The organism is Cloacibacillus sp., assembly GCF_020860125.1.
In the GTDB taxonomy this organism is placed as follows: domain Bacteria; phylum Synergistota; class Synergistia; order Synergistales; family Synergistaceae; genus Cloacibacillus.
The window spans coordinates 17,709-33,972 of record NZ_JAJBUX010000036.1 but is presented as its reverse complement, the minus strand read 5'-3'; the positions used below and the strand labels follow the sequence as shown (position 1 = coordinate 33,972).

The window sequence follows — 16,264 nt, the reverse complement described above, 5'->3', positions numbered from 1 at the left end:
TTCCTATTTTTAGACGAGCCATTTAAGTAAAATAATATTTTTAAGCAAAAACAGGAATTTATGCCATTAAGATATATGGCATAAATTCCTGTTTTCAATTTAGTTAATATAAAATTTATGAAGTATAATTTTACTACTGTCAGCGGCGCTAATAAAAAAATTATAGATAGAGAATGATTGTAATATATATGCCATATATCCTGGATATATGTAAAAAAGATAGTTTGTGATAAATGGCGTTACAAATTATGCCCAAAAAGGATATAATAATTAATAGTTATTCCAATGACGGATGAGATGTTAATAAATGGAGATACAAATGAAATCTATTGATACTAATTTATCTAATTTTATTTATGAAAAGGTAAAAAACGATATAGTTGAAATGCGGCGAGTGCCAGGATCATTTGTACTTGAACGCAGGATTGCCGAAGAATTTTCCACCAGCCGTACACCGGTGAGAGAGGCGTTAAAACGTCTTATGCAGGAAGGATGGCTCGTGGGAGAAGATCGCTGCCGTTCTCGTGTCAGTGAATTGACGGAATTAAGATGTCACGAAGTTTTTGCCGTGCGTAATATGATAGAAAGCTATGCGCTGAACGATACCTTTGAAAGATGCAGCTGCCGTGCTCTTGCTGGAAAGTTGGATATGGAAATCAAAAAAATGGAGGACCAAAAAGACGATCCAATTGCCTTTGTACATGCAGATTTACATTTTCACACAGTGATTGTCGAGCATGTGGGAAACCATATCTTGACAAAAATATGGCAGAGTATTTCCGATGAAATCATGCGCATATCAATATTTTCAATGGATGAGGAACGTCAGCCAGAAAGAATTATAGCGGAACATAATTCTATAATGGAAGCCCTTTGGAATGAAAACCCACAAGAACTTATCTCGTTAGACCGTCATATGAATCTTATTATGGAAGGCTTAGCGAGGATGTTGGACAAAAACTAAGGCGTTTATCTATCTTATGGTAAAAATAATGACGGAATCCCACACAGCGTGGGAATTCCGCCGTTTGTTATCTGGAACCTCTCTGTAATCCCATATTTGCTACTGTATCGAAACCACCTTATAGTCCTTATCCTCGACTGCTTTTTTGAGGACTTCGTCCTGCACAGCGTCCTTCAGCGTCACCACGGCGGTGCCGGCGGTGTGGTCCACATTTGCCGCCTCAACCTGTGGCAGCGCCTCCAGCGCTTTTTTGACCGTGGCCTCGCAGTGGCCGCACATCATACCTTCGATTTTTATTGTCTTTTCCATCGTTATCCGCTCCTTTGATTTTTTATGGTCTGTATTTATCTTTTTGTCCTTACCCGCGTCATACATTTTGAAGAAATTCAGCCGCAGCGCGTTGGTGACGACGCAGAAGCTGGAAAGGCTCATCGCGGCCGCGCCGAACATCGGATTCAGCTTCCAGCCCAGCAGGGAGATGAAGACCCCCGCCGCGAGCGGAATGCCGATGATGTTGTAGATGAAAGCCCAGAAGAGGTTTTCGTGGATATTCCGCAGGGTGGCCCGGCTCAGCCGGATCGCCGCCGGGACGTCTGTAAGGCGGCTCTTCATCAGAACGATGTCCGCCGCGTCGATGGCGACGTCGGTACCGGCGCCGATGGCGATGCCGATGTCCGCCCTTGTGAGGGCGGGGGCGTCGTTGATGCCGTCTCCCACCATAGCGACCGCGCCCTTTTCTTTCAGGCGGCGGATCACGCTCTCTTTGCCATCCGGCAGTACGCCGGCGATCACCTCGTCGACTCCGGCCTCGCCGCCGATAGCCCGCGCGGTGCTTTCGTTGTCGCCGGTGAGCATCACCACATGGATGCCCATATTTTTCAGCTCGCCGACCGCTCTCGCGCTCTCCTCTTTGATGGTGTCAGCGATGGCGATGATACCGGCCAGCGCGCCGTCTTTGCTGAAGAAGAGCGGCGTCTTGCCCTCTTCCGCTAGCCGCTCGGACTGTGCCTTCATTTCGCCGGAGACTGTGGCCTGTCTGCTGATGAAGTTGTAATTGCCGCCCAGCAGGGCGCAGCCGTCAAGCGTCGCCGCCAGCCCGTTTCCTGGCAGCGCCCGAAAGTCGGAGACCTCCGCCGCGGCGATCTTCCGCTCGCCGGTCTCCCGCAGCACCGCCCGCGCCAGCGGGTGCTCGCTCTTCTGTTCCAGCGCGGCGGCGAGGCGCAACAGTTCGTCTTCGCCATAACCGGAAGCTGGAATGATGTCCGTCACCTTCGGCTCGCCGGAGGTGATGGTGCCGGTCTTGTCGAGCGCCACGATCCGCACCTTGCCGGCCTCCTCAAGAGCGGCGGCGTTTTTGAAGAGGATGCCGTTTTTCGCGCCCATACCGTTGCCCACCATGATCGCCACCGGCGTTGCGAGCCCCAGCGCGCAGGGGCAGCTGATGACGAGTACGGAGATGCCGCGCGCCAGCGCGAAGCTCACGGACTCTCCCGCGAGCAGCCAGGCGGCGGTCGTGACGGCGGAGATACCGATTACGACGGGAACGAATACGCCGGAGACCCGGTCAGCGATCTTGGCGATGGGGGCTTTGGTCACCGCCGCGTCGCTGACCATCTGAATGATCTGCGAGAGCGTCGTGTCCTCGCCGACGCGCGTCGCCTCGCATTTGATGAACCCCGACTGGTTCAGCGTCGCGGCGGATACTCGGTCGCCGGGCGCCTTATCAACGGGGATGCTTTCGCCGGTGAGCGCCGATTCGTTGACGGCGCCGCCGCCCTCCAGGACCACGCCGTCCACGGGGATGTTCTCTCCCGGGCGCACGACGAAGATATCTCCCTTTTTTACCTGTTCGATGGGGACAGAGGTCTCCACGCCGTCCTTAAGCAGTACCGCCGTCTTGGGAGCCAGCTTCATCAGCCCTTTGAGGGCGTCGGTCGTCCTGCCCTTGGAGCGGGCCTCAAGCATCTTGCCGACGGTGATCAGCGCGAGGATCATCGCCGCGGCCTCAAACCAGAATTCGTGCATGTAAGCCATAACTCCCGCGGCGTCGCCCCTGGCCTGCGCCGCCGTCATCGCGAAGAGCGCCGCGGTGCTGTAGACGAAGGCCGCCGCGGAGCCAAGCGCGACGAGGGTGTCCATGTTAGGCGCCCTGTGCCACAGGCTTTTGAAGCCGCTGATGAAGAACTTCTGGTTGACAACCATGACGGCGACGGTCAGCAGCAACTGCGCCAGCCCCATCGCGACATGGTTGTCGCCGAGGCTGGAAGGCAGAGGCCATCCCCACATCATGTGTCCCATGGAGAGGTACATCAGGACGGCGAGAAAGCCCAGCGAGGCGATCAGGCGTCTTTTCAGCGCCGGCGTCTCCAGGTCTTTCAGCGCCTCGTCCTCCGCTCCCTCCGCCGCGCCGCGGCTCGTTTCCCCACCCTTGGGCGCGGTGTCGTATCCCGCTTCGCGGACTGCGGCGATGATCTCTTCGTCGGAGGCCGTGCCCTCCACTCCCATGGAGTTGGTCAGCAGGCTCACGGAGCAGGAGGTCACCCCCGGCACCTTCGAAACGGCCTTTTCTACACGGGAGCTGCAGGCCGCGCAGCTCATCCCGGTTACCGTATATTGTCTCATCTATCAAAACCTCCCCGATCTCTCTTTATAAAATCCAAGCGCCTTCGCCCGCCTATTTCATCAGCTTTTGCAGGGTTGCGACCAGTTCGTCGATGACCTCGTCCTTTCCCGCCCGGATATCCCTCGCCACGCAGTTGCGGATGTGGCTGGCCAGCAGGTCTTTATTGAAGGCGTTAACTGCCGCCGTAACCGCCGCCGACTGTACAAGAATGTCGGTACAATAGACGCTCTTTTCGACCATCCCGCGAATTCCGCGTATCTGTCCCTCGATGCGGTTGAGGCGGTGGATCAGTTTTTTGCGCTCCTCTTCGGTGCGCTCGGTCATCTTCTCACAGCAGGCGCAAATTTCTTTATCTTTCATCTCACGGCCCCCTTGTCGTAAATACCCCCATTAGGTATATTTGTTATATACCCCTATGCGGTATATGTCAAGTTGTTTTATGCGAAGCCGCTGAAATATCCGCAATACTATAGATTTATAGTATATTAGGCTGTTTAGCGGAGGCGCGTGAATATTATAATAACCCTGGGGTATGTGGATATATACGGTATTTGGGGAAAAATTATGTCCGGGAAAATGTTTTGACAAAATATGGCGCAGCAAGTATAATTCACTCGCTATGGCTCAAGACAGCAGGTGCCTTTGCGCTTAATTTCCTGCCGAGGTCTCGCGAAGAATAATTCTGTATATATGACAGTTATTATGGCTTCCGGACTTGCTTGGGTTCGGAAGCCTTTTTATTTGGCCGCGCTATGCGCGCCGGATCAGACGGCATTTCCGAATAACAATATAATCATCAGGAGGTGAAACAGAAATGCCGACACAAGCAAAACGTGAAAATATCGATATGCTGGCAGAGGCTCTCAAAAGGAGCGACGCAGTCTTCATCACCGAATACCGCGGACTGACAGTCAAGAAGATAAGCGCGGTGCGTAAACTCATCCGTCAGGCCGGCGGTGAGATGAAGGTCTGCAAGAACACCTTTATGCGCATAGCCCTCAGCGAATGCGGTATGGTCCAGGCTTCCGAGATCGACTTCGGGCCCAACGGCTATGTCCTTTCCTACGGCGACGCGGCGGCGGTTGCCAAGGTGATCCGCGACTTCTCCAAGGAGAAGGGCAACGAAGCTCTTGTCATCAAGGGCGCCATCCTCGGAGGACAGCAGGTCCTCACGAAGGATCAGGTCTTCGCTCTCGCGGACCTTCCCTCAAAGGAGACGCTCATCGCTCAGGTCGTGGGCACCATCGCGGCTCCGCTTCGCGGTCTCGTTACCGTGCTCTCCGGCCCCCAGAAGAATTTTGTCACAGTCCTCGAGAGGATCAAGGAACAGAAAGAATCAGCGGCATAGTACCACGGGCGGCATAGGCCGTCTGGCAGCATAAAAATTTAAATTACGAAAAATTTTAGGAGGAAACAACAATGACACGTGAAGAACTCATCCAGGCTATCAGCGAAATGTCAGTACTCGAGCTTTCAGAGCTCGTTAAGGAACTCGAAGAGAAGTTCGGCGTCTCCGCGGCCGCTCCCGCGATGATGATGCCCATGGGCGGCATGCCCGCGGCCGGCGCCGCGGCTCCCGCAGAGGAAGAGAAGACTGAATTTGACGTAGTCCTCGCCGAGCACGGCGCGAACAAGATCGGCGTCATCAAGGTCGTCCGCGAGATCACCGGCCTTGGACTGAAGGAAGCCAAGGAGATGGTCGACGGCGCCCCCAAGACGATCAAGGAAGCCGTAGCGAAGGACGAGGCCGAAGAGATAAAGAAGAAGCTCGAAGAGGCCGGCGCGAAGGTCGAACTGAAGTAAGATCTTTTAACCGAAAACAAAACGAAGCGCATCCCGTAAGGGGTGCGCTTTTTTGCTGCGCGCCGCCGGTCAGATATTGGCCGACTCCGGGTCCTTTGTCATAATGATCGCCGCCGTCAGCAGCAGCGCCGCGGCAAAGAGGACCGCCTGGAAATGGAACAATTTGGAGACCACCGCGCCGATGCCGGCCCCCGCCGTGAAGAGGGCGATCACGAGAAAATAACGGCCGCTGTTTTTCAGCGCCTCGCGGTCATGGCTTTTGTGGTAGTTGTAGAGATGCTCGGTGGCGCTGCGCAGGTTTCCCGTGCACATAGTCGTGGCGAACGGACTGCCCTTGACCTTTCTGAAACTCTCCACCTGCAAAGAGCAGACGAAGGAAATAAGGGCGTTCACCGAGGTGTTGTAAGCCTGCGGCATGAAGGCCGCCGCGGCGAGCACGGCGAATTCGATCAAGACGACGATCTGCCGCCAGTGGAGGGCGCGGTTACTGCGAAAGCGGCTCTTTATCATCTCCGCGATGATTATTCCGATAAAAAAGGCGAAAATCGGCACCAGATAATCTTTGGCCGCGATGAAATTTCCCTCGAAGAGATTTATCCCGAAGAGAACGATATTGCCGGTCTGCGCGTTGGCAAAGACGCCGCCGCGCGTCACGTAGGTATAGGCGTCGAGAAAACCGCCCGCAAGCGCGAGCAGCATCGCCACCCTCAGTGAATCGGACATCTGTCTTTTACTTTCCGCCATCGCCGTAAGCCCCCTTCTTCTGTCAAGCTTTTTTCCTTAGATAGAATATCATACCGAAACAGATTCCGGAAAGTAAACGGCGATATGCGGCGCGCTAATGAGTCTTCCCGTTTTTTGAAAAAACCATAAAGAATATTTCAACACAGCCCATTGACAAAAGGATTATAGAGTAATAGTATTTGGATTAATATAAATAATATAGGATTTTATAAAATATAAATACGATACTATCTCGACCATACTTCGAAGCTATACAGTTACAAGAACCGCCATAAATTCCGTACCATGAAAGACCGATAGAGGGCAAGATCAGCGCACCGTTGGGTGCGGTGGAATATTATTGGGAAGGAGGTAAATCGTTTGTCCGCCTTCGCGGACAAATTTTGTATAAAGAATATTGAAACAGCGCGGTACCCTGGAGTTTGAAACAGAAAGTCAATCAGGAGGGATGATTTTATGTTGAACGCAAGTCCGGTAATTATCACCTGTGTGGTATTGTATCTCTGTGTCGTTTTGGGTGTAGGCCTGTATCTTACGAAGAAAAAGGTCAAGAGCTCCGACGACTTTGCCGTCGCTAACAGAAGTCTGCCGACGGTCGTCCTCATCGGTACTCTGCTGGCCACGTGGTGCGGCGGCGGCGCGATAACCGGTTCAGCTGGGCTTATTTGGGGAAACGGCCCCTATTTTGGACTTTTGATTTTTATCGGGGCGCCTATCGGGATGTTCATGCTTTATCTGGTATCCGGGCGGGTGCGCCAGGCCACTACCTACACGATCCCGGAACTTTTTGAAGTGAGATACGGAACGGCGGCCCGCGTCATCGCCACGGTATGTATCGTTTTGGGATACATAGGCATTCTGGCCTCACAGTTCAAAGCGGCCGGGCATGTCATAAATCTGAGCACGGGGATCGATTTTGAGATCGCCGTCATGCTCTGCGGGCTGTTGATGCTCCTGCTGGCGGTTACCGGAGGAATGTTCAGCGTCGCCTACACGGACGCGCTCAGCGCCTTCCTTTTCGTCGGCTCTTTCATCATCGCCGTGCCGGTGCTGTCGGGACAGATAGACGGAGGTTTTTTAGGGATATTCAAGGGGCTTCCGGCTGGCAGAGACTCATTTAAGGGAAGCCTGAACGTTATACAGGCGCTGGGATATATATTTCCGATCTTCTTCCTGGTCCTAGGCGACCAGAATATGATACAGAGAATGGGAGCGGCAAGGGACGTTGAGACGGCAAGGCGCTCCGGCAAGGGGCTGATCATCGGCGAAGTGCTGGTCTTTTCACTTCAGATTATTGTCGCAAGCGCCGGTATCTATCTGCTTCCGAATCTCGCCAAGCCGGACACGGTAATTTTCCAGCTGGCGATCAATTTCATGCCGGTGCTGGTCGGCGGCCTCTTAATGGCCTCCTGTATGGCCTTCATCGTTACGACCGGAGATTCGTACATACTCACGATCTCCTCCAATGTGACATACGACATCTGGAACCGCTTCTTCCACAGAGACGCGACCGATAAGGAAAAACTCGCCTTCCTCAGGATTTCGGCGGTTGGCGTGGCGGTGCTGGCCTATCTTATGGGACGTTACTTCCCGGACATCCTGTCGGTGCAGATGTATGCCTATTCGATGTACGGCGCCTCCGTTACGCCGGCGCTGGTCTGCGCGCTCTTCGCCAAAAATGTGACGAAGATGGGAGGCGTATGCGGCATCCTGATGGGCGGTATGGCGACGGTGATCTGGGAGATCGTCCTCAAGTCGCCGTTTGGTATAAAGAGCGCCATCATCACGGTACCCCTTTCGTTCGCGACGATCTTCATCGTCTCCGCCATTACGCGCGGCCGCAGCGAGGTCGTACCGGTCGAGGTGCTCTATCAGGGTAAAAACAGGTAGTTGAATGGCTGCCTATATCAAGGAATAAGATCGGCGGAGGTGCCAGCAATGGACAATATTGTGTTGGAGAGATTTTTACGGTACGTAAAGGTGGACACGGAATCGGCATACAACCGGCAGAGCGTGCCGAGCACGGAAAAGCAGAAAGACCTCGCGGCGATGATCGTCGGCGAGCTAAAGGCCCTCGGAGTGAACGAGGCGTTTTTCTCCGATTCCGGCTGTGTATACGCCAGGATTCCCGCAAACGGCGGCGGGGATGCCCCGGCGATCGGATTCAGCTCTCATCTTGATACCTCGCCAGAATTCAGCGGGAAAGAGGTTAAGCCGCGTATTGTAAAAAATTATGACGGCGGGGACATAGTCCTCAATGAGGAGCTTGGTATCGTCATGGAGGCGGCCCGTTTTCCCCACCTGAAAAACTATATTGGCTGCGACCTGGTTGTGACGGACGGCACAACGCTCCTCGGCGCCGACGATAAGGCGGGGATCGCCGAGATAATGGGGATGGTCCAGTATTTTTGCGAACATCCCGAGGAGAGGCATGGAGAGATCCAGCTCTTCTTCCCGACGGATGAGGAGATCGGCTGTCTGGGGGCCAAGACTCTCGATAAGGGCCGCTTCAACCCGCAGTTCGCCTACACGCTCGACGGCGGCCCACTTGGGGAGATCGCCTATGAAACATTCAACGCCGCCGAGGCAAGGATCTCGATAAAGGGGGTCAACATCCATCCGGGGCTTGCGAAGGATCAGATGAAGAACGCGATCCTTGTCGCCAACGAATTTATCAATATGCTGCCGGCCGCGGAGACGCCGGGCCACACCGAGGGGTACGAGGGGTATTACCATGTGCTGGAGCTCTCCGGCGAAGTGGAGCTGGCAAAGATGCGCCTCTACCTGAGGGACCACGACCGGATGAAATTCGAGATAAGAAAAGAGCGCATGCACGAGATCGCGGCCTTCCTCAATAAAGTTTACGGAGAGGGTACGGTAAGTGTGGCCGTCACCGATACCTACCGGAATATCTGCGAGGCGATAGAGGGACGCTTTGAGATGGTCGAAGCGATCGCCGCGGCGATGAAAAAAGAGGGGGTCGCCCCGTTCTATATCCCGATGCGCGGCGGTACGGACGGGACGATACTTTCCTTTGAGGGAATTCCCTGTCCAAATATCTGTATCGGTGGACACAACTTCCACGGACGGTATGAATATATCCCCGTTCAGTCGATGGAGAAAATTTCCTCTATATTGGTGGATATCGTCAAAAGCTTTGTGAAATAACAGGGTTTTTGTCACGAACCAGCCGTAACCAGGTAAAATAATTTTATACCCAATGAAGGGAGCCGAAACAAAAATGGAACTTAAAGCAGGAATGACCTTACCGCTTCGTAAAACAACAGAAAAATTACTAATGGGCCCCGGCCCATCCAACGCCGACCAGCGTGTGCTGCGGGCGATGAGCGAGCCGATGATCGGGCACCTTGATCCCGATTTTCTGGGGATCATGAACGAGACCAGAGAGCTTCTTAAATACGTCTTCCAGACGGAGAACGAACTCACCATGGCGATGCCGGGAACGGGAAGCGCCGGCATGGAGGCCGCCTGGGCCAACACCGTACTTCCGGAGATGAAAGTCATCATCTGTGTCCACGGCGTATTCGGACAGAGGATGACGGACGTCGCCTCCCGCTACGGAGCCAACGTCGTCGTCGTCGGGTCGCCGATGGGCAGACCCATAGACCCCGCCGACCTGCAAAAGGCCATCAAAGACAACCCCGACGCGAAAGTGGTTGGCATCGTCCACGCGGAGACCTCCACCGGTGTCCTTCAGCCGCTTGAGGAGATCTCAAAGATGGTGCATGAGGCGGGGATGTTCCTGCTCGTGGACTGCGTCACCTCCCTCGGCGGCGTGGAAGTACCCGTGGAGAGGCTCAAATTCGATATGACCTACAGCGGGACCCAGAAATGCCTCAACTGCCCTCCCGGCCTGGCGCCTCTCACCGTCTCCCCGCGTATGGGCGAATGGATCAGCAAACGCGAAATACCCGTCAAAAACTGGTATCTTGACCTTAACATGATAATGCGCTACTGGGGAGAAGACCGCTTCTACCACCACACGGCGCCGATAAACATGACCTACGCGCTCAACGAGGCGCTGCGTATCATCCTCGAAGAGGGAAATGAAAAACGTTGGGAGCGTCACTGGTCCAACGCACGTCTCTTCTGGAAGGTGCTGGAGGCCATGGGTCTGAAACCGGTCGTGGAAGAAAAATACCGTCTGCCGAGCCTGACCACCTACTATACCCCCGAGGGTGTGAACGAGGCTTCGGTGCGCAAATACCTTATGGACAAATACAGCATCGAGATCGGAGGCGGCCTCGGCGAGCTGAAAGGTAAGATCCACCGCGTCGGCCTTATGGGGGTTAACTCCAACCCCGCGAAAATGGCGCTGCTGACCGTAGCGCTCTGCGACGCCTTCAACGCGCACGGATACAAGTGCGATACCGGCGCGGCGCTGGAGGTCTTGTCCGGAAAATAACAGCGTCTGATAGACGGGACGGCGGCGATCCACCCCATTTTGCGGGTGCGCCCCGCCCTGTCTGATATCTTTTAATATTGACACCGCGGCGGCTGAAGTCAGGCTTTTTTACGTAACTGATGTCCCCGCTTTTTAACGGCGGCATGATAGAATAAAAGCATACAGGATAATTTTTGTGCGCGGAGGGAACGATTTTGCCGAATACCTCGCTGGCGGATCAAGCTGCCAACAAAATCAGGATACTCATAAAAGAGAATAAATTAAGGCCGGGAGCCCATATAAACATAGATTCTTTGGCCAAAGAATTTGGCATCAGCCAGACTCCGATACGCGAGGCGCTTAAAAAACTTATCGCGGAGGGTATGGCGGTCTACAAGCCGAAGGCCGGTTATTCGGTGCGTAACCTCTCTCTCCACGAATACCTCCAGGTCTTTGAAATACTGCAGGTGATGGAGACATATCTGGTGAAAGAGCTTGCGAAGATCCCTTTTATTGTGGACCTCGTCTCCCTGCGTGAGATAAACGAAGAGCTCAGGCAGAGCATATCGCAGGGTAACCGTGACCTGATCGGCCGCATAAACGATAAATTTCATAAAAAACTCTACGAAAACTATCATAATAAACTGATGGTAGACCGCCTTTATAGCCTGTGGAACGAAATGTGTTCGGGAAGAAATCTCATGTACGACAACAAAATATTTACGAACAGAATGGCCGCCGAACACGAAGCTATCATCAGCGCGATCGAAAACGGTGATCCAAAAGCCGCGGAGGAGGCGATCTCCGCCCACTATCTCAGCGGTAGAGAGAGCGCGATCATCTATTTCCCCGTGGAAGCCTGACATTGCCGCGTAAAATGAAGATAATCGATTCCCACGTACACATATACCCCGAATTTCTCAAAGAAGAGCGCGACAAGATCGCTGCCCGCGAACCCTGGTTTGAGCTGCTGACCGCCTCTAAGGTACAGAAATGGGGCACGGCGGAGGAGCTGGTGGCGGCGATGGACGAGAGCGGCGTCGAGAGCGCGCTTGCCACGACCTTTGCCTTCCGGGACCAGGGGCTCTGCCGCGAGATGAACGATTACGTCCTCGATGCGGCGCGCCGTTTTCCCGGGCGTATCGTACCGCTGGCCGTCGTATCTCCGACGCGGCCCGGTGCGGCGGCGGAGGCGCGGCGCGCCTTCGACCTCGGCGCCGCGGGGCTGGGCGAGCTTTTTCCCGACGGACAGTTCTTTGACCTTTCGTGCGCGGAACAGTTGCGGGAGGTCTGCGGCATCTGTGGCGAATATAACAAATTTGTCCTTTTCCACACCGCGGAGCAGGCCGGCCATCAATATGCCGGCAAGGGAGCCTACGGCGCGCGCGAGGCGGCGGCCTTCTGCCGTAATTTTCCGCTGACGCGCGTAGTCTTCGCGCACTTCGGCGGAGGTCTCTGGGCCTTCGCCGCGATGCCCGAGATGCGCCTGCTGACGTCGAACGCCTATTTTGACACCGCCGCCTGGCCCTGGCTCTACGAACCCCAAATACTAGACGCGATATTCGCGATAGGCGCGGGGGACAAGATATTGTTCGGCTCGGATTGGCCAATACTCGGCTTTGCAAGATATGAAAAGCTGATCGCGCAGACGGGGCTCTCACCGGAAGAGAAAGAGGCGCTGCTGCACGGCAACGCGGAAAGGCTGCTTGCTTAGAGGCGAAGCTGGAGAAATTGCGCCAGAAAGTACCGCGCTCCGGCTGTCAGCGCGGATCGATCACAAACTTGTTATCTTCCCACGGAAATCGAGAAAGGGCTTCGGCATAAGATGGTCATGCCGAAGCACCTTTTGGTTTTGGGCTTACGCCGTACAGATTAAAATTTGACCGAAAGCTGCTTAAAGATCGACATAGCTTTCCGCTTGGTAGACCTTTCCCTCCTTCATTACAAAAGAGCAGTCCCGCAGAGCATTTTCATCTTTAAGAAGGTCCCTGCCCCAGCCTGATATGTCCGCGTATTTACCTTTTTCGATCGTTCCGGCGATTTTTTCTATGCCGCAGATTTCAGCGTTGTTTTTTGTGGCGGCTTGGAGGGCGCGGAAGGGGTCTGCGCCGCTTCTCAGCCAGGCGCTGTATTCCCAGCCGCTTTCGTAGCTTTCGTGGACGGCGACGAGATCCGTTCCGTATCCTAGTTTGATATTGCTCTCAAGTATGGCCTCTCTTCCCCTGCGCAGGCGTTCCTGATAGAAATGGAGCTTACGGCAGAACTCGGGAGATTTCATCGACATACTCTCTTCGTCGCCTTCTATGGCGTCCTGGTATGGACAGAAGGTGGGAACCAGATAAGTTCCCGTCGCTTCGAACATTTTTGCCGTCTCTTTATCCATGAGAGAGCCGTGTTCCATTCCTGTAATGCCGAACCCGATCAGCTTTTGCATCAGCCTTGTCCCATAAACATGCGCGGTGACTGGTATTTTAAGCTCTTTTGCCGTATCGAAGACTGCCTTGAATTCACCGTCGCTCATCTGTATATCGTCAGGATCGTCGTTTGGCGTGGCAAAACCGCCTGTCGCCATTATTTTAATAAAATCTCCGCCTATCTTCTTCTCTCTGCGGACAGCGGCCTGGAAAAAATCGGGTCCGTTTCCCGTGCCGACATAGGTGCTTTCCAGAAAATCGCTTAGCTGTGGGTGGCTGCGCACTACCTGCGACATATCTCCGTGGCTGCCTGAGCTGGCAAGGATATGTGCCGCCACCACCATACGCGCTCCTGGCAGGTGCCCTTCGCTGATGGCCCGCTTTACGTCAAGTTCATATGACTCCCTGAACCACCCGATGGAACGTATCGTCGTAAAACCGCCGCGCAGGGCCTTTTCTGCGGTATGGTATGTCGCCAGCGCGCGGTATCCGTCGGAATTGAAAATCACATCTTTATATAGGTCGCGCCAGCTGAAAAACTGCGGATGAACATGCGCGTCGATCATTCCAGGAGTTACCGAGAGGTGCGAGAGGTCTATTTCCTCTGTACCTTCGGGACAAGGAAGATTATGTCCGACTTCCTTTATATATTTTCCGCAGACCAGTATTTCCATCTCTTCCTGGAGCTTTGCCTGTATGCCGTCATAGAGTTTTCCGCATTTGATCTTTTTGTAATTTTCCATGATGTGATCCTCCAATTCGTTATGGTTTTATATGGAGCTCTTTGTTATTTTTTTGAAATTCTGTAATCGCATAGATAGAGTATTATTGAAAAAACGAGAACGATCAGCATATAGTATGCGCTGTTAATTTTTGTGAAAAAGCAAAAGAGGAGACAAAGTATGACGCCGATGATAAAGAACGACACCGATTTGCCTGTTTTTAGTATCGTTTGAGCGACAAGGCCGCCGAATATCGCCGGCACGACAAACTTAAATGCCGGTTGTATGGCGGGGGATTCCAGCAGAGGCTTTAACGGAATAGCAATGAGCACGCCGATCGCGACAATAAGCACCGTCGTTATGATGGAGGCGCCGCATATGATGATCGCCATCGTATGACAGGCGTCGCTTCCCGGCTCTATCTCTAAAGAATTAATTGTTCCCACTGTCGCCGGCATTCTAAGATTTGTGACATTGCCGGTGATATAAGACATATACAGCGCGCCGGGCCCCATGACCGACATATAGCCGACCGTTTCCGCGGGCCACCAGGGAGCCATGAAAAGTATCACCGCGATAGCCGCCGGCCATAGCTGCGCCAGGTTGGGCCAAACGCCGTAATAGAAACTTATCAATACCGGGAATGCCGACATCAGAACAAATAGAAAAAGACTCAATGAAATACCGAATTTATGCACCCAGCTGTTAAAAGACGCCCTCGATTCCATCATTAAACCCTCCTTAAAATATTATGCATGCCGCAGCCATGGCTACAAGCATACTGATAGTCATGAGATATTCGCCGATCCATTTACTCTCCGGACGTTTGCGCTGGAACAGAACGAGAAGCGCGCCGAATGCAAAGCTGACGCCAAAGACCACCCCGTTCGTAGAAATTGCGCTTAACCCAAAGGTGACCGTTACAAAAGCCATCACGCCCGACAACGCTCCGCCGCCGATCGCGTAAACGAAACGCTTGTCCATCTTCGCCTCGATCTTCTCGTACATTAAAGATATAGGCTTTATCGCGAGAGACGACCAGAGTACGCAGGCGCTGCCGCCGATAGTCATTACCCAGGCGGCGGATATCCAGCCTTTCAGCGAGTAACCGCCGGGGATAAGTTTCTCGCCCACGCTCTGCAACGCGACGCTTGCCGCGTAAGACTCATACTGCGCGGAGCCGATGACCGAGAGCCTGAGCCAGGGCAGGGGAGATCCCAGCAGCGGAGTCAGAGCGAGAAATACGATCAGCACGGGCAGCGTTGGCATGATGCTGATACTGATCCCCGAGACGAGGGTATTCTTTAACTGTGCCTCGGAGATTCCCAATCCCAGCGCCCGTCTCCAAGCCTTGCGCATAAAGACCACGCATTGCGCCAATACCAATAAAATGATGACTAAGACTACAAGATAGAGCCATACCGCGTTGAAGATCTCAGATACCATTCTTCCATCACACCTTTGTAAAAAAATATGGATAAGGATTAAGCAGAATTAGTTCTTAGAATAAATTCGCAGAATTAATTCTGTATAGAATAATATAAAAATATTAAAGAACAGTCAATAGCTGTCTGATAAATTTATTAGGTGTAATATTAGACCGATGAATTATTATAATTTTAAGAAGAAAGTGACTTATGTATGCGGTGCTGATACAATAAAACCATGTTTTTCGGAAAAATTCTTTTGATAGTTTCATATTGATGAGGACGGACAAATGTACAAAAAAGGCAATAAAAGAAAAACCCAGGCGGAGCAGACGCGCAGGCATATTTACGAAACGGCCGCGAAACTCTTTACGGAGAAGAGCTTTGAGGAGGTTACGGTCAATGATATCGTCGCCGCTTCAGGAACCTCCGTAGGAGCCTTTTATCATCATTTCAAAAATAAACAGGGTGTTATGGTCGTCACATATAGAACACTTGACGAGCAGTACAGGGAATATTACCGTGACATTATATGCGGTCCGGAATGCGCCGGTAAATGCTCTATTGAAAAGATCGAGCTATTTATGCGCAACACTGTGGAGCTTATCGCCGACATAGGCAGGGATTTTCTCTCCGTCTTTTATCAGTATATTCTTAAGGACAGCTCTGTCAGCGATTCTATGCTTGATTCCGGGAGAGAATTTTTTTCGATATTGAGGGAAATGATAGCGGAGGGGAAAAAACGGGGAGAGATTCCCGAAGAGGTTGACACGGAACAGATGGTTCGCGACCTGACTATAATAGCCAGAGGATGTGAGGTCGAATGGTGTATCAGCAGGGGAAAGGTTGAGATTGATTCACAGAGCATGAGCCTGATAAAGAAATATCTCTGCGGTCTTACCGTGTGAATAAATGCGTCAGGGTCCCATGTATGACTGGATTGTCAGGAAATAATAAAAGCGCGGCGGTTTCTCTGCCACGCTTTTTTGTGATCCGAAAACTTACGGCTATTGATATGCCGGGAGTTCATTCAGCTTCTAGCTACGTGCAAGAATCTCCTCTGTCGCCGGATTAATAAGGCCCGTTAATAGTCTTAAACAACATACAGTGCAGAGCCCAACACAGACAAAAAGACATCACCATACACAAAATAAATTGTAAA

The 16,264-nt window shown here is 52.7% G+C and carries 15 protein-coding genes and 1 other annotated feature; of the genes, 9 read left to right on the top strand and 6 right to left on the bottom strand.

The features are described 5' to 3' along the window. Positions 1-307: 307 nt before the first annotated feature. The gene (locus LIO98_RS04645; RefSeq protein ID WP_291953618.1) at positions 308-964 is read left to right on the top strand and encodes a GntR family transcriptional regulator; all 657 of its coding nucleotides are present in this window, start codon (positions 308-310) and stop codon (positions 962-964) included. Between the two features lie 99 nt (positions 965-1,063). Here LIO98_RS04645 and LIO98_RS04640 read toward each other — a convergent pair whose 3' ends face one another. Further along, a complete protein-coding gene (locus tag LIO98_RS04640) occupies positions 1,064-3,586 on the bottom strand; it encodes a heavy metal translocating P-type ATPase (RefSeq protein WP_291953617.1) in 2,523 nt (840 codons plus the stop codon). A gap of 52 nt (positions 3,587-3,638) precedes the next feature. Further along, complete coding sequence (locus LIO98_RS04635) at positions 3,639-3,947, bottom strand: metal-sensing transcriptional repressor (protein WP_291953616.1); 309 nt, start codon at positions 3,945-3,947, stop codon at positions 3,639-3,641. A gap of 245 nt (positions 3,948-4,192) precedes the next feature. Then, positions 4,193-4,336 (top strand) — a sequence feature (ribosomal protein L10 leader region). Positions 4,337-4,401: 65 nt separating this feature from the next. Here LIO98_RS04635 and rplJ point away from each other — a divergent pair. Together rplJ and rplL are read left to right on the top strand one after the other, a co-directional pair. Next, positions 4,402-4,935 carry a 50S ribosomal protein L10 gene (gene rplJ, locus LIO98_RS04630; protein ID WP_291953615.1) on the top strand — a complete coding sequence of 178 codons (534 nt, stop codon included), beginning with the start codon at positions 4,402-4,404 and terminating at the stop codon, positions 4,933-4,935. 71 nt (positions 4,936-5,006) lie between these two features. Then, a complete protein-coding gene (rplL, locus tag LIO98_RS04625; protein ID WP_291953614.1) occupies positions 5,007-5,390 on the top strand; it encodes a 50S ribosomal protein L7/L12 in 384 nt (127 codons plus the stop codon). Between the two features lie 69 nt (positions 5,391-5,459). Here rplL and LIO98_RS04620 read toward each other — a convergent pair whose 3' ends face one another. Then, positions 5,460-6,134: a YoaK family protein gene (locus LIO98_RS04620; RefSeq protein WP_291953613.1), complete on the bottom strand. Its 675-nt coding sequence runs from the start codon at positions 6,132-6,134 to the stop codon at positions 5,460-5,462. A 456-nt stretch (positions 6,135-6,590) separates the two neighbouring features. Between LIO98_RS04620 and LIO98_RS04615 the strand changes: the two genes are divergently transcribed. From LIO98_RS04615 to LIO98_RS04595, 5 genes are all read left to right on the top strand, one after another. Further along, complete coding sequence (locus LIO98_RS04615) at positions 6,591-8,024, top strand: sodium:solute symporter family protein (RefSeq protein WP_291953612.1); 1,434 nt, start codon at positions 6,591-6,593, stop codon at positions 8,022-8,024. 48 nt (positions 8,025-8,072) lie between these two features. Further along, positions 8,073-9,302 carry a peptidase T gene (pepT, locus tag LIO98_RS04610; protein ID WP_291953611.1) on the top strand — a complete coding sequence of 410 codons (1,230 nt, stop codon included), beginning with the start codon at positions 8,073-8,075 and terminating at the stop codon, positions 9,300-9,302. 73 nt (positions 9,303-9,375) lie between these two features. Continuing rightward, complete coding sequence (locus LIO98_RS04605) at positions 9,376-10,560, top strand: alanine--glyoxylate aminotransferase family protein (RefSeq protein ID WP_291953610.1); 1,185 nt, start codon at positions 9,376-9,378, stop codon at positions 10,558-10,560. Between the two features lie 194 nt (positions 10,561-10,754). Continuing rightward, positions 10,755-11,402 (top strand): GntR family transcriptional regulator, encoded by a 648-nt coding sequence (locus LIO98_RS04600; protein ID WP_291953609.1) that lies wholly within the window; start codon positions 10,755-10,757, stop codon positions 11,400-11,402. A 2-nt stretch (positions 11,403-11,404) separates the two neighbouring features. Beyond that, positions 11,405-12,253, top strand: coding sequence for an amidohydrolase family protein (locus tag LIO98_RS04595; RefSeq protein ID WP_363303957.1), 849 nt, complete (start codon positions 11,405-11,407; stop codon positions 12,251-12,253). A gap of 180 nt (positions 12,254-12,433) precedes the next feature. On the opposite strand, the gene LIO98_RS04590 is transcribed toward LIO98_RS04595, so the two are convergent. The 3 genes from LIO98_RS04590 to LIO98_RS04580 are packed head-to-tail and all read right to left on the bottom strand — an operon-like array spanning position 12,434 to position 15,121. Then, on the bottom strand, positions 12,434-13,696 hold the full coding sequence (locus LIO98_RS04590; RefSeq protein WP_291953608.1) for an amidohydrolase family protein: 1,263 nt from the start codon (positions 13,694-13,696) through the stop codon (positions 12,434-12,436). A 44-nt stretch (positions 13,697-13,740) separates the two neighbouring features. Further along, positions 13,741-14,403, bottom strand: coding sequence for a hypothetical protein (locus LIO98_RS04585; protein WP_291953607.1), 663 nt, complete (start codon positions 14,401-14,403; stop codon positions 13,741-13,743). Positions 14,404-14,416: 13 nt separating this feature from the next. Then, entirely contained in the window at positions 14,417-15,121 is a 705-nt protein-coding gene (locus LIO98_RS04580; protein WP_291953606.1) for a DUF5058 family protein, read from the bottom strand. A gap of 271 nt (positions 15,122-15,392) precedes the next feature. Here LIO98_RS04580 and LIO98_RS04575 point away from each other — a divergent pair, with 271 nt between their 5' ends. Next, positions 15,393-16,010: a TetR/AcrR family transcriptional regulator gene (locus LIO98_RS04575; protein WP_291953605.1), complete on the top strand. Its 618-nt coding sequence runs from the start codon at positions 15,393-15,395 to the stop codon at positions 16,008-16,010. Positions 16,011-16,264: the final 254 nt, after the last annotated feature.